The following is a 19862-nucleotide window of genomic DNA, read 5'->3' as shown; positions in this document are numbered from 1 at the left end:
GGACAACCTGGACCAGAAGAAACATTGAGAGGAATGAATGACCAAAGAAATGCAAACTTTAGCTTTAGCCCCTGTTGGTAACCTGGAATCTTACATCCGGGCTGCGAACACCTGGCCGATGTTAACGGCCGAGGAAGAAAAGGAGCTTGCTGAAAAGCTGCATTACCAGGGCGATCTGGAAGCAGCTAAAACGCTGATCCTGTCTCACCTGCGCTTTGTTGTTCACGTTGCTCGTAATTATGCGGGCTACGGCCTGCCGCAGGCGGACCTGATTCAGGAAGGTAACATTGGCCTGATGAAGGCGGTACGTCGCTTTAACCCGGAAGTGGGTGTGCGACTGGTCTCCTTCGCCGTGCACTGGATCAAAGCTGAAATTCACGAATACGTTCTGCGTAACTGGCGTATTGTGAAAGTCGCCACGACGAAAGCGCAGCGCAAACTGTTCTTCAACCTGCGTAAAACCAAGCAGCGTTTGGGCTGGTTCAATCAGGATGAAGTGGAAATGGTGGCGCGCGAGCTGGGCGTTTCCAGCAAAGATGTCCGCGAGATGGAATCCCGTATGGCCGCGCAGGACATGACGTTTGATATGTCTGCCGACGATGACGCGTCCGACAGCCAGCCGATGGCCCCGGTTCTGTATCTACAGGATAAAACCTCTAACTTTGCTGACGGCATTGAAGAGGATAACTGGGAAGACCAGGCGGCGAACAAGCTGACCTTCGCGATGGAAGGCCTCGACGAGCGTAGCCAGGATATCATCCGTGCCCGCTGGCTGGACGAAGATAACAAGTCCACGTTGCAGGAACTGGCCGACCGCTACGGCGTCTCCGCTGAACGCGTGCGTCAGCTTGAGAAAAACGCCATGAAAAAACTTCGCGCCGCTATCGAAGCGTAATTTCCGCGAAGTACACCTTTAGCCGAAATCGTTCAGGCTGCGGGAAGGCGGCAAACGAGTGAATCCCGATGAGCTTACATCAGTAAGTGATTCGGGTGAACGAGAGCAGCCAACGCACCTGCGGCTTGAAATATGAAGGATAAAAACCCTCGAATGCAAATTCGGGGGTTCTGTTTTTTTAGCGCCCGCTCTGGCGAATTTCTCCCCCCTGGCAAACACTTACTGATGCGCTAAGCAGGCGACTTTCAGAGGGTGACAGGGTGAAAAATAACGAACTGAACGACCGGCGTTTACAGGCGACGCCGCGCGGTATCGGCGTCATGTGTAACTTCTATGCCGACAAAGCCGAAAACGCCACGGTGTGGGACGTGGAGGGTAACGAGTATATTGATTTTGCCGCCGGGATCGCCGTGCTGAATACCGGGCATCGCCATCCTAAAGTTATCGCCGCCATCGAAAAACAGCTTCACGCCTTTACCCATACCGCTTATCAAATCGTCCCTTATGAAGGCTATGTGGCGCTTGCCGAGCGCCTCAACCCGCGTGTGCCAATAGACGGCCCCGCCAAAACCGCCTTCTTCTCAACGGGTGCAGAAGCGGTTGAAAACGCGGTTAAAATCGCCCGCGCGTACACCCGACGTCCCGGCCTTATCACCTTCGGCGGCGCGTTCCACGGCCGTACCTTTATGACCATGGCGCTGACCGGCAAAGTGGCGCCCTACAAGCTCGGTTTCGGCCCGTTCCCCGGTTCGGTGTACCACGCGCAATTCCCCAACAGCCTGCACGGCGTCAGTACCGCCGATGCGTTAAAAAGCCTGGATCGCATCTTCAAAGCCGACATCGCGCCCGATCAGGTGGCGGCAATCATTATTGAACCGGTTCAGGGCGAGGGTGGGTTCAACGTCGCACCTGCTGATTTCATGCAGGCGCTGCGTGCCCTGTGCGACACGCACGGTATTTTGCTGATTGCCGATGAAGTGCAAACCGGTTTCGCCCGCACCGGCAAGCTGTTCTCAATGGAAAACCACTGCGTCAAGCCGGACCTGATCACCATGGCGAAGAGTCTGGCGGGGGGGATGCCGCTCTCCGCCGTTTCTGGCCGGGCGGAGGTGATGGACGCTCCCGCACCGGGCGGGCTTGGCGGCACCTACGCGGGTAACCCGCTGGCGATTGCGGCGGCCCATGCGGTGCTGGATGTGATTGACGAGGACGATCTCTGCACCCGCGCGGCGCATCTCGGGCATCATCTGGTCGAGGTGCTGAATAAAGCGAAAGATGGCTGTCCCTATATCGCCGATATCCGTGGGCAGGGCTCGATGGTGGCGGTGGAATTTACCGATCCGCAAACCGGACTGCCGTCGCCGGAATTTACCCGTCAGGTTCAGGAGCGCGCGTTGCACGAAGGGCTGCTGCTTTTGAGCTGCGGCGTATACGGCAACGTTATTCGCTTCCTCTACCCGCTCACCATCCCCGACGCGCAGTTCCGTAAAGCGCTGGATATTATTTCCGCTTCGCTGACACGATAAAGCCAAAAGCCCGGCTGAATTGACGGTCGGGCTTATCATATTTTCATTTCAAATTAGCTATTCCAAAATCATAAAAATGGGGTATGTTTTAGCAGAGTATGCTGAAAAAGCGCGAACAGCACGCCTATAACTGAAATAAAGCGCTACACAACAACATCACAACAATCGTTATAACCATAATAATGGGGAATCTCAGGATGAACATGAAGGGTAAAGCGTTACTGGCAGGATGTATCGCGTTGGCATTCAGCGCCATGGCGCAGGCCGATATTAAAGTGGCCGTGGTGGGCGCGATGTCCGGTCCGGTAGCACAGTATGGCGACCAGGAATTTACCGGCGCGGAACAGGCGGTAGCAGACATTAATGCTAAGGGCGGCATCAAGGGCGAAAAGCTGCAAATCGTAAAATATGACGATGCCTGTGACCCGAAACAGGCGGTTGCGGTAGCGAACAAAGTGGTGAACGACGGGATCAAATACGTTATCGGTCACCTGTGCTCCTCTTCCACTCAGCCCGCGTCTGACATCTACGAAGACGAAGGTATTCTGATGATCACGCCGGCTGCGACGGCACCAGAGCTGACCGCGCGCGGCTATAAGCTGATCCTGCGTACCACCGGTCTGGACTCCGACCAGGGGCCAACCGCCGCGAAATACATCGTGGAAAAAGTGAAGCCGCAGCGCATCGCGATTGTTCATGACAAACAGCAGTATGGCGAAGGCCTGGCCCGTGCGGTGCAGGACAACCTGAAAAAAGCGAACGCTAACGTGGTGTTCTTTGATGGTATCACTGCCGGTGAGAAAGACTTCTCAACCCTGGTCGCGCGTCTGAAGAAAGAGAATATCGATTTTGTTTACTACGGCGGCTACCACCCGGAAATGGGCCAGATCCTGCGCCAGGCGCGTGCGGCGGGTCTGAAGACGCAGTTCATGGGGCCAGAAGGTGTCGCGAACGTTTCCCTGTCCAACATCGCGGGTGAATCAGCTGAAGGGCTGCTGGTGACCAAGCCGAAAAACTACGACCAGGTGCCGGCGAACAAACCTGTTGTCGATGCCATCAAGGCGAAGAAACAGGATCCAAGCGGTGCATTCGTCTGGACCACCTACGCAGCGTTGCAGTCTCTGCAAGCGGGCCTGAACCAGTCAGCCGATCCGGCGGAGATTGCCACCTGGCTGAAAGCCAACACCGTCGAAACCGTCATGGGACCGCTGTCCTGGGATGAGAAGGGCGATTTGAAAGGCTTCGAGTTCGGCGTGTTTGACTGGCATGCTAACGGGACTGCTACTGACGCAAAATAAGACTGGTGCGGGTTGATGCCCTCACCCTAACCCTCTCCCCGTGGGAGAGGGGACCGCTCGGTGTTCTCCCTCTCCCCGTGGGAGAGGGCCGGGGTGAGGGCACCAAGCCGCACACATCAACTCTGTCGCTTCTCCCACCCGTTCGCCTGCGCCGTAAACCCTAACGCCTGCATAAACGCCGCCATCACGCCGCGATCCTCCACGCCCACGTCAGCCATCCACCATGAGGTCACGTTCGGGTTTTCGCGGATCGCTTCTTCAATTAAATACTGCCCGACCCCGCGACGACGGGTCACGTCGCGCACGCGCAGGGAATCCAGCGCCCCTTCCGTGCCGCTCAGCGTGACGCGGACGGCGGCCAGCAGACGCTCATTAAAACGCGCGGCATAGATGCGGTGGTTTTCATCGACGGCCAGCGACGAAGGGGAATATTCCGGCCAGATCTTGCCCAGGTCGATATGATCCTGGTCGCTAAAGGTCACCAGACGCACAATAGTCAGTTTCATTAGCTGCATGTCCAAATCAAAAAGAGTACGGCCAGTGTACTCAATTTATTTGCTCAGGCGCTTTCTCTTTTTATTCCCATTTACCAGGTGATTAGTTTTTTGGCTACGCGATGGGCAGTTTGAAAACGCATGGATCGAAAAATAAGCAGAATTTTAACCTGAGTGGTAGTGATTTATTCGGTGCTTTGTACCGTTATTTTATGCTGCAAACTGCACTTTTATTTGTTTATCTCTGCATGATTTCAGAATATTATCTTTTCTTAATCGCCTGAAAAATAGAGATTTTAGTCTGGTTTTTGTCAAAAAACTGCGCTAAACCATTAAAGGCACTGGTAAAAATAGCGTTGTTCATTAAAAGTACAGAATGTTTTTTAACCATTATAAAACAAAATATAAACACGACATCACGAATGGGGATTCTGAGATGAAAAGGAACGCGAAAACATTTATCGCGGGAATGGTTGCACTGGCGATCTCGCATGCCGCCATGGCAGACGACATTAAAGTTGCGGTAGTGGGGGCGATGTCCGGCCCTGTAGCCCAGTGGGGTGACATGGAGTTCAACGGCGCGCGCCAGGCCATCAAAGACATCAACGCCAAAGGCGGCATCAAAGGCGACAAGCTGGTGGGCGTGGAGTATGACGACGCCTGCGATCCTAAACAGGCCGTCGCGGTCGCCAACAAAATCGTTAACGACGGTATCCAGTACGTCATCGGGCACCTGTGTTCCTCCTCCACGCAGCCCGCGTCTGATATCTACGAAGACGAAGGCATTCTGATGATCACCCCGGGCGCCACCAACCCGGAACTGACCCAGCGCGGCTACCAGCACATCATGCGTACCGCCGGTCTGGACTCCTCTCAGGGGCCCACCGCCGCCAAATACATCCTCGAAACCGTTAAGCCAAAGCGCATTGCCATCATTCATGACAAGCAGCAGTACGGCGAAGGCCTGGCGCGTTCCGTGCAGGACGGCCTGAAAAAAGGCGGCGCAAACATCGTCTTCTTCGACGGTATCACCGCCGGTGAGAAAGACTTCTCCGCGCTGATCGCCCGCCTGCAAAAAGAGAATATCGACTTCGTTTACTACGGCGGCTACTACCCGGAAATGGGGCAGATGCTGCGTCAGGCGCGCGCCACCGGCCTCAAAACCCAGTTTATGGGGCCTGAGGGCGTCGGTAATGCCTCCCTGTCCAACATCGCGGGCGATTCTGCCGAAGGCATGCTGGTGACGATGCCAAAACGCTATGACCAGGATCCGGCGAACAAAGCTATCGTGGACGCGCTCAAGGCGCAGAAGAAAGATCCGAGTGGTCCGTACGTCTGGATCACCTATGCCGCCGTACAGTCTCTGGCCACCGCGCTGGATCGTACCGGAAGCAAAGAGCCGCTGGATTTGGTGAAAGATTTAAAAGCACACGGGGCGAACACCGTGATAGGGCCGCTGAACTGGGATGAGAAAGGCGATCTGAAGGGATTTGAATTTGGTGTCTTCAAGTGGCACGCCGACGGGTCTTCCTCGGTCGCCAGATAATCATCCCACCGCCCGGCTCACCGGGCGGGTATAAAAAGGTTTGCATATGTCCGAGCAGTTTCTCTACTTTTTGCAGCAGATGTTTAACGGCGTCACGCTGGGAAGCACCTACGCGCTGATCGCCATCGGCTACACGATGGTTTACGGCATTATCGGCATGATCAACTTCGCCCACGGCGAGGTGTACATGATAGGCAGCTACGTCTCCTTTATGATTATCGCCGCGCTGATGATGATGGGGATCGACAGCAGCTGGCTGCTGGTGGCCGCCGGGTTTGTCGGCGCGATCGTGATTGCCAGCGCCTACGGCTGGAGCATCGAACGGGTGGCCTACCGGCCGGTGCGCAGCTCCAAGCGCCTGATCGCGCTGATCTCCGCCATCGGTATGTCCATTTTCCTGCAAAACTACGTCAGCCTGACTGAAGGTTCACGCGACGTGGCGCTGCCAAGCCTGTTTAACGGCCAGTGGATTGTGGGGGCCAGCGAAAACTTCTCTGCCTCTGTCACCACCATGCAGCTGGTGATCTGGGTTGTGACCTTTATTGCCATGCTGGCCCTGACCCTGTTCATCCGATACTCCCGCATGGGGCGCGCCTGCCGCGCCTGCGCGGAAGATCTGAAGATGGCGAGCCTGCTCGGGATTAACACCGACCGCGTGATTGCCCTGACATTCGTGATCGGCGCGGCGATGGCGGCGGTAGCGGGTGTGTTGCTCGGCCAGTTCTACGGCGTAATCAACCCGTACATCGGCTTTATGGCCGGGATGAAAGCCTTCACCGCAGCGGTACTGGGCGGCATCGGCAGCATTCCGGGCGCGATGATCGGCGGCCTGATCCTGGGCGTGGCCGAAGCGCTCTCCTCGGCGTACCTGAGCACCGAATATAAAGATGTGGTGTCGTTTGCCCTGCTGATTCTGGTTCTGCTGGTCATGCCTACCGGTATTCTGGGCCGTCCGGAGGTAGAGAAAGTATGAAACCGATGCATTTTGCGATGGCGCTGCTCTCTGCCGCCATGTTCTTCGTCCTTGCGGGCGTCTTTATGGGCGTCCAGTTAGGGCTGGACGGCACGAAGCTGGTGGTGGATACCGCCCCCGACATCCGCTGGCAGTGGGTGTTTATCGGTACTGGCGTGGTGTTCCTGTTCCAGCTGCTGCGTCCGCTGTTCCAGAAGACGCTGAAAAACGTCTCCGGGCCGAAATTCGTTCTCCCGGCTATCGACGGTTCCACCGTGAAGCAAAAGCTGTTCCTCGTGGCGCTGCTGGTGGCTGCCGTGGCGTGGCCGTTTGTGGTCACGCGCGGGACGGTGGATATTGCCACGTTGACCATGATCTACGTGATTCTGGGTCTCGGTCTGAACGTGGTTGTCGGTCTTTCGGGCCTGCTGGTGCTGGGCTACGGCGGCTTTTACGCCATCGGTGCCTACACCTTCGCACTGCTGAACCACTATTACGGCCTTGGCTTCTGGACCTGTCTGCCGCTGGCGGGGCTGGTCTCTGCCGCGGCGGGCTTCCTGCTCGGCTTCCCGGTGCTGCGCCTGCGCGGTGACTATCTGGCGATTGTGACCTTAGGCTTCGGCGAAATCGTCCGTATCCTGCTGCTTAACAACACCGAGGTGACCGGCGGCCCGAACGGCATCAGCCAGATCCCGAAACCGACCTTCTTCGGCCTGGAGTTTAGCCGCACCGCCCGCGAAGGCGGCTGGGATACCTTCAGCAACTTCTTTGGCATTAAGTACGACCCGTCCGACCGCGTGATTTGGCTCTACCTGGTGGCGCTGCTGCTGGTGGTCATCACCCTGTTCGTGATTAACCGTCTGCTGCGCATGCCGCTGGGCCGCGCGTGGGAAGCGCTGCGCGAAGATGAGATCGCCTGTCGCTCCCTGGGCCTGAACCCGACCCGCATCAAGCTGACCGCGTTCACCATCAGCGCCGCGTTTGCCGGTTTCGCCGGCACGCTGTTCGCCGCGCGTCAGGGCTTCGTCAGCCCGGAATCGTTCACTTTTGCCGAATCGGCCTTTGTGCTGGCGATTGTGGTGCTTGGCGGGATGGGCTCGCAGTTTGCCGTGATCCTCGCGGCTATCCTGCTGGTGGTCTCGCGCGAGCTGATGCGTGACTTTAACGAGTACAGCATGCTGATGCTGGGTGGTTTGATGGTGCTGATGATGATCTGGCGTCCGCAGGGCTTGCTGCCGATGACCCGTCCACAGCTGAAGCTGAAACGCACTCAGGCGAAAGGAGAGCAGGCATGAAGCCTTTATTATCCGTTAACGGCCTGATGATGCGTTTTGGCGGCCTGCTGGCGGTCAACAACGTGAATCTGGATCTGCACAAGAAAGAGATTGTCTCCCTGATTGGCCCCAACGGCGCGGGAAAAACCACGGTCTTTAACTGCCTGACCGGCTTCTACAAGCCGACGGGCGGCACCATCATGCTGCGCGACCAGCACCTTGAAGGGTTGCCAGGCCAGCAGATCGCCCGCATGGGCGTGGTGCGTACCTTCCAGCACGTGCGCCTGTTCCGCGAGATGACGGTGATTGAGAACCTGCTGGTGGCACAGCATCAGCAGCTCAAAACCGGGCTGTTCTCCGGCCTGCTGAAAACCCCGGCCTTCCGCCGCACGCAGGAGGAGGCGCTCGATCGCGCCGCCACCTGGCTCGACCGTATCGGCCTGCTCCAGCACGCCAACCGTCAGGCGAGCAATCTGGCCTATGGCGACCAGCGTAGGCTGGAGATCGTGCGCTGCATGGTGACCCAGCCGGAGATCCTGATGCTCGACGAACCGGCGGCGGGTCTCAACCCGAAAGAGACCAAAGAGCTGGACGAGCTGATTGCCGAGCTTCGCGATCGTCATGACACCACCATCCTGCTGATTGAGCATGACATGAAGCTGGTGATGGGCATTTCGGACCGTATCTACGTGGTAAACCAGGGCACGCCGCTGGCAAACGGGACGCCGGAAGAGATCCGCAACAACCCGGACGTGATCCGCGCATACCTGGGTGAGGCATAAGATGGAAAAAGCGATGTTAACGTTCGACAAGGTCAACGCGCACTACGGCAAGATCCAGGCGCTGCACGACGTCAGCCTGCATATCAACCAGGGGGAAATCGTCACCCTGATTGGCGCCAACGGCGCGGGGAAAACCACGCTGCTCGGTACCCTGTGCGGCGACCCGCGCGCCACCAGCGGGCGGATTGTGTTTGACGGGAAAGATATTACCGACTGGCAGACGGCTAAGATCATGCGTGAAGCGGTGGCGATTGTCCCGGAAGGGCGTCGCGTATTTTCCCGCATGACGGTGGAAGAGAACCTGGCGATGGGCGGTTTCTTTGCTCACCGCGATGAATACCAGACCCGCATCAAGTGGGTGTACGAACTCTTCCCGCGCCTGTGGGAGCGCCGCATCCAGCGTGCGGGCACCATGTCCGGCGGTGAACAGCAGATGCTGGCGATTGGCCGCGCGCTGATGAGCCAGCCGCGCCTGCTGCTGCTGGACGAACCGTCGCTCGGACTGGCGCCGATCATCATCCAGCAGATCTTCGACACCATTGAGCAGCTGCGCAAAGAGGGAATGACCATCTTCCTCGTCGAGCAGAATGCCAACCAGGCGCTGAAGCTCGCCGACCGCGGCTACGTGCTGGAGAACGGGCGGGTGGTGCTTGAAGATACCGGCGACGCGCTGCTGGCGAACGAAGCGGTGCGGAGCGCGTATTTAGGCGGATAGGTAAAAGCAAAAAGGCAACGCAAGTTGCCTTTTTTAGTGTTTTCTCCCTCTCCCTGTGGGAGGGGGTCGGGGTGAGGGCACCAGACCGCACGAGGTAAAAGCAAAAAGGCAACGCACGTTGCCTTTTTTAGTGTTTTCTCCCTCTCCCTGTGGGAGAGGGCCGGGGTGAGGGCACCAGACCGCACGAGGTAAAAGCAAAAAGGCAACGTAAGTTGCCTTTTTTAGTGTTTTCTCCCTCTCCCCGTGGGAGAGGGGCGGGGTGAGGGCACCAGACCGAACCGATCCCCTTCACACAACCATCATCCCCCTGACGCCTTGTTGTCATACCACTGTAAACAAACAGTTATTTTTCTGTCATTCGAGCATGTCATGTTACCTCGCGAGCATAAAACGCGTGATATCGCGCATCCGGCACAATAAGAGAGATGACAATGACATCGTTACGACACACGGCTTTGGGTCTGGCAATCGGTCTGGCTTTTGCGACGAACGCAATGGCTGTGACCACCATTCCGTTCTGGCATTCCATGGAAGGGGAGTTGGGTAAAGAGGTTGATTCCCTGGCGCAGCGTTTCAACGACACCCATCCGGATTACAAAATTGTGCCGGTTTACAAAGGTAACTACGAGCAGAGCCTGAGCGCGGGCATTGCCGCCTTCCGTACCGGTAACGCCCCTGCGCTGTTACAGGTTTATGAAGTGGGTACCGCCACCATGATGGCCTCCAAAGCCATCAAGCCGGTGTATGAAGTGTTCAAGGAGGCGGATATCAACTTCGACGAGTCGCAGTTCGTGCCGACCGTGGCGGGTTACTACACCGATTCCAAAACCGGCCACCTGCTGTCTCAGCCGTTTAACAGCTCCACGCCGGTGCTGTACTACAACAAAGATGCCTTCAAAAAAGCGGGTTTAGATCCGGAGCAGCCGCCAAAAACCTGGCAGGACCTGGCCGAGTACACCGCGAAGCTGAAAGCGGCGGGGATGAAGTGCGGGTACGCCAGCGGCTGGCAGGGCTGGATCCAGATTGAGAACTTCAGCGCCTGGCACGGCCTGCCGGTTGCCACCAAAAATAACGGCTTCGACGGTACCGACGCGGTTCTGGAGTTCAACAAGCCGGAGCAGGTGAAGCACATTGCGCTGCTGGAAGAACTCAACAAGAAGGGTGACTTCAGCTACTTCGGGCGTAAAGACGAATCCACCGAGAAGTTCTACAACGGCGACTGCGCCATTACCACCGCCTCCTCCGGCTCGCTGGCGGATATCCGTCACTACGCCAAATTCAACTACGGCGTGGGCATGATGCCGTACGACGCTGATGTAAAAGGCGCGCCGCAGAACGCCATTATCGGCGGGGCCAGCCTGTGGGTGATGCAGGGTAAAGACAGCGGTACCTACAAAGGCGTGGCCGAGTTCCTCGACTTCCTGGCGAAGCCTGAAAACGCTGCCGAATGGCACCAAAAGACCGGCTACCTGCCGATCACCAAAGCCGCGTACGACCTGACCCGCGAGCAGGGCTTCTATGACAAGAACCCGGGTGCGGATATCGCGACGCGTCAGATGCTGAACAAGCCGCCGTTGCCGTTCACCAAAGGCCTGCGTCTTGGCAACATGCCGCAGATCCGCACCATCGTCGATGAAGAGCTGGAAAGCGTGTGGACCGGGAAGAAAACCCCACAGCAGGCACTTGATTCAGCGGTAGAGCGCGGCAATCAGCTGCTGCGCCGCTTTGAGCAGTCGACGAAGTCTTAATCCTTTTACCCTCACCCTAACCCTCTCCCAAAGGGAGAGGGAACTCATACTCCCTCTCCCTTTGGGAGAGGGCCGGGGTGAGGGGCCACCTAACGCTGAGCTAACCTATGTCCTCATCCCGTCCGGTGTTCCGCTCCCGCTGGCTGCCCTATCTGCTGGTCGCGCCGCAACTGGTGATCACCGTAATCTTCTTTATCTGGCCTGCGGGCGAAGCGCTGTGGTATTCGGTACAAAGCGTCGATCCGTTCGGGCTATCCAGCCAGTTTGTCGGGCTGGACAACTTTACCGCGCTGTTCCACGACAGCTACTACCTGGACTCCTTCTGGACGACGATCAAATTCAGCGCGCTGGTCACCGTGAGCGGTCTTGTCGCGTCGCTGTTTTTCGCCGCGCTGGTGGATTACGTGGTACGGGGCAGCCGTCTGTATCAGACCCTGATGCTGCTGCCCTACGCCGTGGCTCCTGCCGTGGCCGCCGTACTGTGGATCTTCCTCTTTAACCCTGGCCGCGGGTTGATCACCCACTTCCTCGGCGAGTTCGGCTATGACTGGAACCACGCTCAGAACAGCGGTCAGGCGATGTTCCTGGTGGTGTTCGCCTCGGTGTGGAAGCAGATCAGCTATAACTTCCTGTTCTTCTTTGCCGCGCTACAGTCTATCCCGCGTTCGCTGGTGGAGGCCGCAGCCATCGACGGCGCAGGGCCGGTGCGGCGCTTCTTCAGGCTGTCGCTGCCGCTGATCGCCCCGGTGAGTTTCTTTCTGTTAGTGGTCAACCTGGTGTACGCCTTCTTCGACACCTTCCCGGTGATCGACGCGGCCACCGCAGGCGGCCCGGTGCAGGCGACCACAACGCTGATCTATAAGATCTACCGCGAAGGTTTCGCCGGGCTGGATCTCTCGGCCTCTGCCGCCCAGTCGGTGGTGCTGATGTTCCTGGTCATCATCCTCACGGTGGTGCAGTTCCGCTATGTCGAAAGTAAGGTGCGCTACCAATGATTGAGAACCGTCGCGGGCTGACGATTTTCAGCCATACCCTGCTGATCCTGGGCATCCTCGTCATCCTGTTCCCGCTGTACGTGGCGTTTGTCGCCGCTACGCTGGACACCAAAGCGGTATTCGACACGCCGATGACATTGATCCCAGGCTCGCATCTTTTCGAAAACATGAAAACCATCTGGACTCAGGGCGTGGGCGCCAACAGTGCGCCGTTCTGGCTGATGATGCTCAACAGCTTCATCATGGCGTTCGGCATCACCGTCGGCAAAATCACGGTGTCGATGCTTTCGGCGTTTGCCATCGTCTGGTTCCGCTTTCCGCTGCGTAACCTCTTCTTCTGGATGATTTTTATCACCCTGATGCTGCCGGTGGAAGTGCGTATCTTCCCGACGGTGGAAGTGATCGCCAACCTGAAGATGCTCGACAGCTATGCGGGCTTAACCCTGCCGCTGATGGCCTCGGCGACCGCCACCTTCCTGTTCCGCCAGTTCTTTATGACCCTGCCGGACGAACTGATTGAGGCCGCACGCATCGACGGTGCCTCCCCGATGCGCTTTTTCCGCGACATCGTGCTGCCGCTGTCGAAAACCAACCTCGCGGCGCTGTTTGTGATCACCTTTATCTACGGCTGGAACCAGTACCTGTGGCCGCTGCTGATTGTTCAGGACGTCAACCTCGGCACCGCCGTGGCGGGCATCAAAGGCATGATCGCCACCGGCGAAGGCACCACCCTCTGGAACCAGGTGATGGCGGCGATGCTGCTCACCCTTATCCCACCCGTAGTCATTGTTTTAGCCATGCAGCGCGCGTTTGTCCGCGGCCTGGTCGATAGCGAGAAATAAGATGGCAGGTTTAAAACTTCAGGCAGTAACCAAAAGCTGGGACGGCAAAACCCAGGTGATTCAGCCGTTAACCCTCGACGTAGCGGACGGGGAATTTATCGTGATGGTCGGCCCGTCCGGCTGCGGTAAATCGACCCTGCTGCGCATGGTGGCGGGGCTGGAACGCGTCACCTCCGGGGATATCTGGATCGACCGCCAGCGCGTCACCGAGATGGAGCCAAAAGATCGCGGCATCGCGATGGTGTTCCAGAACTACGCGCTCTATCCGCACATGAGCGTGGAAGAGAACATGGCCTGGGGGCTAAAAATCCGCGGCATGGGCAAAGGCCACATCGACGAGCGGGTGAAAGAGGCGGCCCGAATTCTGGAGCTGGATGGCCTGCTGAAACGCCGTCCGCGCGAACTCTCAGGCGGCCAGCGTCAGCGTGTGGCGATGGGCCGCGCCATCGTGCGTGACCCGGCGGTGTTCCTGTTCGATGAGCCGCTCTCTAACCTTGATGCGAAACTGCGCGTGCAGATGCGTCTTGAGTTGCAGCACCTCCACCGTCGGCTGAAAACCACGTCGCTGTACGTCACCCACGATCAGGTGGAAGCCATGACCCTCGCCCAGCGGGTGATGGTCATGAACAAAGGCATCGCCGAGCAGATTGGCACCCCGGTGGAAGTGTACGAAAAGCCCGCCAGCCGCTTTGTGGCGAGCTTTATCGGCAGCCCGGCAATGAATCTGCTGGAAGGGCGCATCAGCACGGCGGGCACCCATTTTGAGCTGGAGAGCGGCATGGCGCTGCCCATCAACTGGTTCTATCGCGGTTATGCCGGACGCAAAATGACGCTGGGTATCCGCCCGGAACATATTGCGTTAAGCTCGCAGGCGGAAGGCGGGGTGCCGCTGGTAATGGACACCCTCGAGATGCTGGGCGCCGACAATCTGGCGCACGGACGCTGGGGCGAGCAGAAGCTGGTGGTGCGAATGTCGCATCAGGAGCGCCCGCAAGCGGGCAGCACGTTGTGGCTGCATCTGCCGGAAAATCATCTGCATCTATTCGATGGTGAAACAGGACAACGTGTATGAGTAACTGGCCTTATCCCCACATCGTCGCCCACCGTGGCGGCGGGAAACTGGCGCCGGAAAACACCCTGGCGGCGATAGACGTTGGTGCGCGCTACGGTCACACGATGATTGAGTTCGACGCCAAGCTGTCGCAGGACGGAGAGATCTTCCTGCTACACGATGACAACCTCGAGCGCACCAGCAACGGCTGGGGCGTGGCGGGGCAGTTGCCGTGGCGCGATCTGCTGAAGGTGGACGCCGGAAGCTGGTACAGCGGCGAATTCAAAGGGGAACCGCTACCGCTGCTGGCGGAAGTGGCGGACCGCTGTCGTCAACACGGCATGATGGCCAACATCGAAATCAAACCGACCACCGGCACCGGGCCGCTGACGGGCAAAGTGATTGCCCTTGCCGCGCGCGAGCTGTGGGAAGGGATGACTGCGCCGCTGTTGTCGTCGTTTGACATCGACGCGCTGGAAGCCGCACAGGCCGCCGTACCTGAGCTGCCGCGCGGGCTGCTGCTGGATGAGTGGCGAGAAGACTGGCGCGCGCTGACGACCGGCTTAGGCTGCGTGTCAATCCACCTCAACCATAAGCTGCTGGATGAAGCGCGCGTGACGCTGTTGAAGGAGGCCGGTCTGCATATCCTGGTGTATACCGTCAACAAACCCCAGCGTGCAGCCGAGCTGTTACGCTGGGGCGTGGACAGCATCTGTACCGATGCGATTGACCAGATCGGGCCGAACTTTATTTATTAAGCATACTGCCGTTCTGCTGGGTCGGCAGCATGTGCTGCTGACCGCTGCTTTGCGACACCCCGCTCCCTAACATCCCACCGTTTGCATTGGGCAGCGGCTGTTCAAGCATCTGGCCCTGCTGCACGCGCTGGGTGTTGGTATTCATCTGGTTTTGCAGGTGCTGCTGCTGCACCTGGGTCTGCGTTTTTAACTGCTGATTGAGCATCCCTTTCTGCTGCTGTTGCTGGCTCATCATCTCCGTCTGCATACGCTGCTGGCTCGGAATGACGTAACCCGGCTGGTTCGGGTTGTTCAGGGTGTTGATTGGCTGTGCGAGCGCGGCGAACGGAAGCAGCGCGGTCAGGATCAGTAATCGTTTCATGGTTATCTCCTCCTGTGAGGCTTCTCTTAAGTTTACCCTGATTCCGGCATAACGATGATTTTTTAAGAGTTGTGAACCAGACTTAAGCGGGGAATATGGACCCCTTCACCTGGAGAACAATAATGATGAAACCAACCTTTTTGCGCTGGGTCGCTATCGCTGCGCTGATGGCAGGCGGCACATTTACCGTGGCGGCCAACCCGCCCGCCGCTCCTCCGGTCTCTTACGGCGTGGAGGAGGATGTTTTTCATCCCGTGCGGGCGACGCACGGCATGGTGGCCTCGGTTGACGCGCTGGCAACTCAGGTGGGCGTCGATATTCTTAAGCAGGGCGGTAACGCGGTGGATGCGGCGGTCGCGGTGGGGTATGCGCTGGCGGTGACGCATCCACAGGCGGGGAATCTGGGCGGCGGCGGGTTTATGATGCTGCGCACGCAAGACGGTAAAACCACGGCCATCGACTTCCGCGAAATGGCACCTTCTCAGGCGTCCCGCGATATGTTCCTCGACGACCAGGGCAATCCGGACAGCAAAAAGTCCCTGACCTCGCACCTTGCCTCCGGCACGCCGGGCACCGTAGCGGGCTTCTCGCTGGCGCTGGAGAAATACGGCACGATGCCGCTGAACAAGGTGGTGCAGCCTGCCATCAGGCTGGCGCGCGACGGCTTCGTCGTCAACGACGCGCTGGCGGACGACCTCAAAACCTACGGCAGCGAAGTGATTCCCAATCACGAAAACAGCAAGGCTATCTTCTGGAAAGACGGCGAGCCGCTGAAGAAGGGCGATAAGCTGGTGCAGAAGAACCTCGCCAAAAGCCTGGAGCTGATTGCTGAAAACGGTCCGGACGCGTTCTACAAAGGGGCGATTGCCGACCAGATTGCGGAAGAGATGCAAAAGAACGGAGGCCTGATCATCAAAGCGGATCTGGCGGAATACAAGGCGGTTGAGCGGGAGCCGATTAGCGGCACCTATCGTGGCTATGAAGTCTTTTCCATGCCGCCGCCGTCCTCCGGCGGGATCCACATCGTGCAGATCCTTAATATTCTGGAAAACTTTGATATGCACAAGTTCGGCTTCGGCAGTGCGGATTCCATGCAGGTAATGGCGGAGGCGGAAAAGCGCGCCTACGCCGACCGTTCGGAATACCTCGGTGACCCGGACTTCGTGAAGGTGCCGTGGCAGGCGCTGACCAACAAAGCTTATGCCAAATCGATTGCCGACGAGATCGACATCAACAAGGCTAAACCGTCCAGCGAGATACGCCCCGGCAAGCTGGCACCGTATGAAAGCAATCAGACCACCCACTTCTCGGTGGTGGATAAAGAGGGTAATGCGGTGGCGGTAACGTACACCCTCAACACCACGTTTGGCACCGGCATTGTGGCGGGCAACAGCGGCATTCTGCTGAACAATGAGATGGATGATTTCTCTGCCAAGCCGGGCGTGCCGAACGTCTACGGGCTGGTCGGCGGCGATGCAAATGCGGTAGGGCCGAAGAAGCGACCGCTGTCGTCCATGTCGCCAACTATCGTGGTGAAGGACGGTAAAACCTGGTTGGTGACCGGCAGCCCGGGCGGCAGCCGGATAATCACGACCGTGCTGCAAATGGTGGTGAACAGCATCGATTTTGGCATGAACGTTGCGGAAGCGACCAACGCGCCGCGCTTCCACCACCAGTGGCTGCCGGACGAGCTGCGCGTCGAGAAGGGCTTTAGCCCGGACACCATCAAGCTGCTGGAGCAGCGCGGGCAGAAGGTGGCGGTAAAAGAGGCGATGGGCAGCACCCAGAGCATTATGGTCGGACCGGACGGGGCGCTGTTTGGCGCGTCAGATCCGCGTTCGGTGGATGATTTGACGGCAGGATATTGATGCGTTGCCTTATTCCCTCTCCCTGTGGGAGAGGGTTAGGGTGAGGGCAACAGACTACTTCATTCTTGCCATATAATACGCATCCACATACTCGCCATTGCGCAGGGCGTAGCGCTTACCGGTGCCTTCAATCTCGAATCCGTGTTTTTTGTACACCGCTATAGCCGGTTCGTTATCAACAAATACCGTTAATTCGATGCGATCGACGCGCAGCCAGTTGTCGCACATGTCGATCATGGTGCGGATCAGCGCGCTGGCGACGCCGCGGTTGTGCCACTGTGCGCCAACGCAAATACCAAAATCGGCCACGTGGCTGCGGCGCGGGCGCTGGGCAACATCAATGGTGAGATGCCCAACCACGATATCATCAATACAGGCAACCAGCTGCTTAATACCGGGCTGGTCGCCTAGCCGCATCTGCCACATTTCCAGCGAAGGATGAGGAACCTGTAGCGTGTTGTGGTACACCTCCGGCTGGGCGTGGATCTGACGAATGGCGTCATAATCTTTCGGTTCCGCGTGGCGTATCACTATCTCACTCATTCCTTGTTCCTCAGTCAGTTAAATGTCCCTTCCAACATCAAGGACTTTAAAAGTTGAGTCAATCGCTTTTTTTTTGCAAAAAGTGTTGGACAAGTGCGAATGAGAATGATTATTATTGCTCTGCATTCAGGAAGACCTCCTACGGGAACCTGAAAGCACGACATTGCTCACATTGCTTCCAGTATTACTTTAGCCAGCTTTAAGCTGGCTTTTTTTTGTCTTTTTTCTCCCTCTCACCGTGGGAGAGGGCTGGGGCGAGGGCAAAACTTGCGCTATGGTTGCACTCAGTAACCTTCCAAAAGGACTGAGCCATGACACTACATTGCGCATTTATTGGATTTGGTAAAAGCACGACCCGCTATCATCTGCCGTATGTCCTCAACCGCAAAGACCGCTGGCATGTGGCCCATATCTACCGCCGCCGCGCGAAGCCGGAAGAACAACTCCCACAGTACTCCCATATTCATTTCACCAGCGATCTCGATGAGGTGCTTAACGACCCGCAGGTCAAGCTGGTGGTCGTCTGCACCCACGCCGACAGCCATTTTGAGTATGCGAAACGCGCGCTCGACGCGGGCAAAAACGTGCTGGTGGAAAAACCGTTCACCCCAACCATGGCAGAAGCCAAAGAGCTGTTCGCGCTGGCGAAAAGCAAAGGGCTGACCGTCACGCCGTATCAGAACCGTCGCTTTGACAGCTGTTTCCTGACGGCGAAAAAAGCGATTGAAAGCGGCAAGCTCGGTGACATTGTGGAAATCGAAAGCCACTTCGATTACTACCGTCCGGTAGCGGAAACTCAGCCCGGCCTGCCGCAGGACGGCTCGTTCTATGGTCTCGGCGTGCACACCATGGACCAGGTAATCTCCCTGTTTGGCCGCCCGGATCACGTAGCGTACGACATCCGCAGTCTGCGCAATAAAGCCAACCCGGACGACACCTTTGAAGCACAGCTGTTCTACGGTGACCTGAAAGCCATCGTCAAAACCAGCCATCTGGTGAAAATCGACTATCCGAAATTTATTGTTCACGGCACCCGAGGCTCGTTTATCAAATACGGTATTGACCAACAGGAGACCAGCCTGAAGGCCAATATTATGCCCGGCGAGCCGGGCTTTGCGGCGGATGATTCCGTGGGCGTGCTGGAGTACGTGAACGATGAGGGCGTAACGGTCAGGGAAGAGCTGAAGCCGGAAACTGGCGACTATGGCCGCGTCTACGATGCGCTATATGAAACCCTCACAACCGGCGCGCCAAATTACGTCAAGGAATCTGACGTTCTGACCAACCTGGAACTCCTTGAGCGGGCCTTCGAGCAGGCCTCTCCTGCCACGGTAACCCTCGCGAAATAAGTAAAAACGGCTCCTCTGTGCTTGTTCATAATTTTTGAACAGAGGAGTCAATTTTCACCCTCTATGATCCCGGACGGTTTGCGTCCACACTTACTCCATCGAAACGAACTGAGGGTGAAAACAATGATCTACTTACGCAAAGCAAACGAACGTGGTCACGCGAATCATGGCTGGCTGGACTCATGGCACTCATTCTCGTTTGCCGACTACTACGACCCGAACTTCATGGGATTCTCCGCACTGCGCGTAATTAACGACGACGTGATTGACGCAGGCCAGGGCTTCGGTACCCACCCGCACAAAGACATGGAAATCCTGACCTATGTGCTGGAAGGGGCGGTTGAGCACCAGGACAGCATGGGCAACAAAGAGCAGGTTCCGGCGGGCGAGTTCCAGATCATGAGCGCGGGTACCGGGGTGCGTCATTCCGAGTACAACCCGAGCAAAACGGAAAAACTGCACCTGTACCAAATCTGGATCATTCCAGAAGAGACCGGCATCACGCCGCGCTACGAGCAGCGCCGCTTCGACGCGAAACAGGGCAAACAGCTGGTGCTCTCCCCGGATGCGCGTGAAGGTTCCCTGAAAGTGCATCAGGACATGGAGCTGTACCGCTGGGCGCTGGCAAAAGACGAACAGTCTATGCATCAGATTGCCGCCAACCGCCGCGTCTGGATCCAGGTGGTGAAAGGTGAAGTGTCTATCAACGGCACCAAAGCGACAACCGCCGATGGCCTGGCAATCTGGGATGAGCAGGCGCTCTCCGTGCATGCCGACAGCGAAAGTGAAATCCTGCTGTTTGACCTGCCGCCGGTCTAAATAATTTCTCAACCTTCCCTTTAAACGGGGAAGGTTGAGCTTTGTC

19 protein-coding genes are annotated in these 19862 nt (G+C 57.5%); 16 read left to right on the top strand and 3 right to left on the bottom strand.

Annotated features, from left to right (window positions below):
• Positions 1-37: 37 nt before the first annotated feature.
• The 3 genes from rpoH (at position 38) to livJ (ending at position 3719) form a co-directional block, all read left to right on the top strand.
• Positions 38-895 (top strand): RNA polymerase sigma factor RpoH, encoded by an 858-nt coding sequence (rpoH, locus tag G6Q29_RS18535; protein WP_000159624.1) that lies wholly within the window; start codon positions 38-40, stop codon positions 893-895.
• Between the two features lie 260 nt (positions 896-1155).
• Entirely contained in the window at positions 1156-2421 is a 1266-nt protein-coding gene (locus tag G6Q29_RS18530; protein WP_165466575.1) for a 4-aminobutyrate--2-oxoglutarate transaminase, read from the top strand.
• Positions 2422-2618: 197 nt separating this feature from the next.
• Complete coding sequence (livJ, locus tag G6Q29_RS18525) at positions 2619-3719, top strand: branched chain amino acid ABC transporter substrate-binding protein LivJ (RefSeq protein WP_165466574.1); 1101 nt, start codon at positions 2619-2621, stop codon at positions 3717-3719.
• Positions 3720-3835: 116 nt separating this feature from the next.
• On the opposite strand, the gene panM is transcribed toward livJ, so the two are convergent.
• On the bottom strand, positions 3836-4225 hold the full coding sequence (gene panM, locus G6Q29_RS18520; RefSeq protein WP_165466573.1) for an aspartate 1-decarboxylase autocleavage activator PanM: 390 nt from the start codon (positions 4223-4225) through the stop codon (positions 3836-3838).
• 424 nt (positions 4226-4649) lie between these two features.
• Here panM and livK point away from each other — a divergent pair, with 424 nt between their 5' ends.
• The 10 genes from livK (at position 4650) to ugpQ (ending at position 14876) form a co-directional block, all read left to right on the top strand.
• On the top strand, positions 4650-5759 hold the full coding sequence (livK, locus tag G6Q29_RS18515; RefSeq protein ID WP_165466572.1) for a high-affinity branched-chain amino acid ABC transporter substrate-binding protein LivK: 1110 nt from the start codon (positions 4650-4652) through the stop codon (positions 5757-5759).
• Between the two features lie 46 nt (positions 5760-5805).
• On the top strand, positions 5806-6732 hold the full coding sequence (livH, locus tag G6Q29_RS18510; protein WP_003861540.1) for a high-affinity branched-chain amino acid ABC transporter permease LivH: 927 nt from the start codon (positions 5806-5808) through the stop codon (positions 6730-6732).
• Complete coding sequence (locus G6Q29_RS18505; protein ID WP_165466571.1) at positions 6729-8006, top strand: high-affinity branched-chain amino acid ABC transporter permease LivM; 1278 nt, start codon at positions 6729-6731, stop codon at positions 8004-8006. Before livH ends, G6Q29_RS18505 begins: the two co-directional genes overlap by 4 nt.
• Entirely contained in the window at positions 8003-8767 is a 765-nt protein-coding gene (gene livG / locus G6Q29_RS18500) for a high-affinity branched-chain amino acid ABC transporter ATP-binding protein LivG (RefSeq protein WP_165466570.1), read from the top strand. The genes G6Q29_RS18505 and livG overlap by 4 nt, the downstream gene beginning before the upstream one ends.
• A gap of 1 nt (position 8768) precedes the next feature.
• Positions 8769-9482: a high-affinity branched-chain amino acid ABC transporter ATP-binding protein LivF gene (gene livF, locus G6Q29_RS18495; protein ID WP_006812273.1), complete on the top strand. Its 714-nt coding sequence runs from the start codon at positions 8769-8771 to the stop codon at positions 9480-9482.
• A 431-nt stretch (positions 9483-9913) separates the two neighbouring features.
• A complete protein-coding gene (gene ugpB / locus G6Q29_RS18490) occupies positions 9914-11230 on the top strand; it encodes a sn-glycerol-3-phosphate ABC transporter substrate-binding protein UgpB (protein ID WP_165466569.1) in 1317 nt (438 codons plus the stop codon).
• 107 nt (positions 11231-11337) lie between these two features.
• Entirely contained in the window at positions 11338-12225 is an 888-nt protein-coding gene (gene ugpA, locus G6Q29_RS18485) for a sn-glycerol-3-phosphate ABC transporter permease UgpA (RefSeq protein ID WP_003861551.1), read from the top strand.
• Positions 12222-13067, top strand: a complete 846-nt coding sequence (ugpE, locus tag G6Q29_RS18480) for a sn-glycerol-3-phosphate ABC transporter permease UgpE (protein ID WP_165466568.1) — start codon at positions 12222-12224, stop codon at positions 13065-13067. The genes ugpA and ugpE overlap by 4 nt, the downstream gene beginning before the upstream one ends.
• A gap of 1 nt (position 13068) precedes the next feature.
• Positions 13069-14139 (top strand): sn-glycerol-3-phosphate import ATP-binding protein UgpC, encoded by a 1071-nt coding sequence (locus tag G6Q29_RS18475; RefSeq protein ID WP_165466567.1) that lies wholly within the window; start codon positions 13069-13071, stop codon positions 14137-14139.
• Positions 14136-14876 (top strand): glycerophosphodiester phosphodiesterase, encoded by a 741-nt coding sequence (ugpQ, locus tag G6Q29_RS18470; protein ID WP_165466566.1) that lies wholly within the window; start codon positions 14136-14138, stop codon positions 14874-14876. Before G6Q29_RS18475 ends, ugpQ begins: the two co-directional genes overlap by 4 nt.
• Here the strand turns inward: ugpQ and G6Q29_RS18465 are convergent.
• Positions 14866-15237 (bottom strand): DUF2756 family protein, encoded by a 372-nt coding sequence (locus G6Q29_RS18465; protein WP_165466565.1) that lies wholly within the window; start codon positions 15235-15237, stop codon positions 14866-14868. The two genes, ugpQ and G6Q29_RS18465, sit on opposite strands and share 11 nt — an antisense overlap.
• Before the next feature lie 125 nt (positions 15238-15362).
• On the opposite strand from G6Q29_RS18465, the gene ggt reads away from it, so the two are divergent.
• Positions 15363-17105: a gamma-glutamyltransferase gene (gene ggt, locus G6Q29_RS18460; protein WP_165466623.1), complete on the top strand. Its 1743-nt coding sequence runs from the start codon at positions 15363-15365 to the stop codon at positions 17103-17105.
• Positions 17106-17159: 54 nt separating this feature from the next.
• Here ggt and yhhY read toward each other — a convergent pair whose 3' ends face one another.
• Positions 17160-17648 (bottom strand): N-acetyltransferase, encoded by a 489-nt coding sequence (gene yhhY / locus G6Q29_RS18455; RefSeq protein ID WP_014882131.1) that lies wholly within the window; start codon positions 17646-17648, stop codon positions 17160-17162.
• 311 nt (positions 17649-17959) lie between these two features.
• Here yhhY and G6Q29_RS18450 point away from each other — a divergent pair, with 311 nt between their 5' ends.
• Positions 17960-18997: an oxidoreductase gene (locus tag G6Q29_RS18450; protein ID WP_165466564.1), complete on the top strand. Its 1038-nt coding sequence runs from the start codon at positions 17960-17962 to the stop codon at positions 18995-18997.
• A gap of 123 nt (positions 18998-19120) precedes the next feature.
• Positions 19121-19816, top strand: a complete 696-nt coding sequence (locus G6Q29_RS18445) for a pirin family protein (RefSeq protein WP_165466563.1) — start codon at positions 19121-19123, stop codon at positions 19814-19816.
• The last annotated feature ends 46 nt before the right edge of the window (positions 19817-19862 follow it).

The sequence above is a fragment of the Enterobacter cloacae genome, assembly GCF_011078175.1.
Lineage (GTDB): Bacteria > Pseudomonadota > Gammaproteobacteria > Enterobacterales > Enterobacteriaceae > Enterobacter > Enterobacter cloacae_Q.
This window is presented reverse-complemented; position numbering and strand designations above follow the sequence as displayed.

What these genes read in the sequence shown, in the direction of transcription:
- G6Q29_RS18505 (WP_165466571.1), top strand. Translation starts at nt 6,729, where the DNA reads ATGAAACCGATGCATTTTGCGATGGCGCTGCTCTCTGCCGCCATGTTC.
- yhhY (WP_014882131.1), bottom strand. Translation starts at nt 17,648, where the DNA reads ATGAGTGAGATAGTGATACGCCACGCGGAACCGAAAGATTATGACGCC.
- G6Q29_RS18450 (WP_165466564.1), top strand. Translation starts at nt 17,960, where the DNA reads ATGACACTACATTGCGCATTTATTGGATTTGGTAAAAGCACGACCCGC.
- ggt (WP_165466623.1), top strand. Translation starts at nt 15,363, where the DNA reads ATGAAACCAACCTTTTTGCGCTGGGTCGCTATCGCTGCGCTGATGGCA.
- G6Q29_RS18465 (WP_165466565.1), bottom strand. Translation starts at nt 15,237, where the DNA reads ATGAAACGATTACTGATCCTGACCGCGCTGCTTCCGTTCGCCGCGCTC.
- ugpA (WP_003861551.1), top strand. Translation starts at nt 11,338, where the DNA reads ATGTCCTCATCCCGTCCGGTGTTCCGCTCCCGCTGGCTGCCCTATCTG.
- panM (WP_165466573.1), bottom strand. Translation starts at nt 4,225, where the DNA reads ATGAAACTGACTATTGTGCGTCTGGTGACCTTTAGCGACCAGGATCAT.
- livJ (WP_165466574.1), top strand. Translation starts at nt 2,619, where the DNA reads ATGAACATGAAGGGTAAAGCGTTACTGGCAGGATGTATCGCGTTGGCA.
- ugpQ (WP_165466566.1), top strand. Translation starts at nt 14,136, where the DNA reads ATGAGTAACTGGCCTTATCCCCACATCGTCGCCCACCGTGGCGGCGGG.
- livF (WP_006812273.1), top strand. Translation starts at nt 8,769, where the DNA reads ATGGAAAAAGCGATGTTAACGTTCGACAAGGTCAACGCGCACTACGGC.
- livG (WP_165466570.1), top strand. Translation starts at nt 8,003, where the DNA reads ATGAAGCCTTTATTATCCGTTAACGGCCTGATGATGCGTTTTGGCGGC.
- ugpE (WP_165466568.1), top strand. Translation starts at nt 12,222, where the DNA reads ATGATTGAGAACCGTCGCGGGCTGACGATTTTCAGCCATACCCTGCTG.
- rpoH (WP_000159624.1), top strand. Translation starts at nt 38, where the DNA reads ATGACCAAAGAAATGCAAACTTTAGCTTTAGCCCCTGTTGGTAACCTG.
- G6Q29_RS18445 (WP_165466563.1), top strand. Translation starts at nt 19,121, where the DNA reads ATGATCTACTTACGCAAAGCAAACGAACGTGGTCACGCGAATCATGGC.
- livH (WP_003861540.1), top strand. Translation starts at nt 5,806, where the DNA reads ATGTCCGAGCAGTTTCTCTACTTTTTGCAGCAGATGTTTAACGGCGTC.
- livK (WP_165466572.1), top strand. Translation starts at nt 4,650, where the DNA reads ATGAAAAGGAACGCGAAAACATTTATCGCGGGAATGGTTGCACTGGCG.
- G6Q29_RS18475 (WP_165466567.1), top strand. Translation starts at nt 13,069, where the DNA reads ATGGCAGGTTTAAAACTTCAGGCAGTAACCAAAAGCTGGGACGGCAAA.
- ugpB (WP_165466569.1), top strand. Translation starts at nt 9,914, where the DNA reads ATGACATCGTTACGACACACGGCTTTGGGTCTGGCAATCGGTCTGGCT.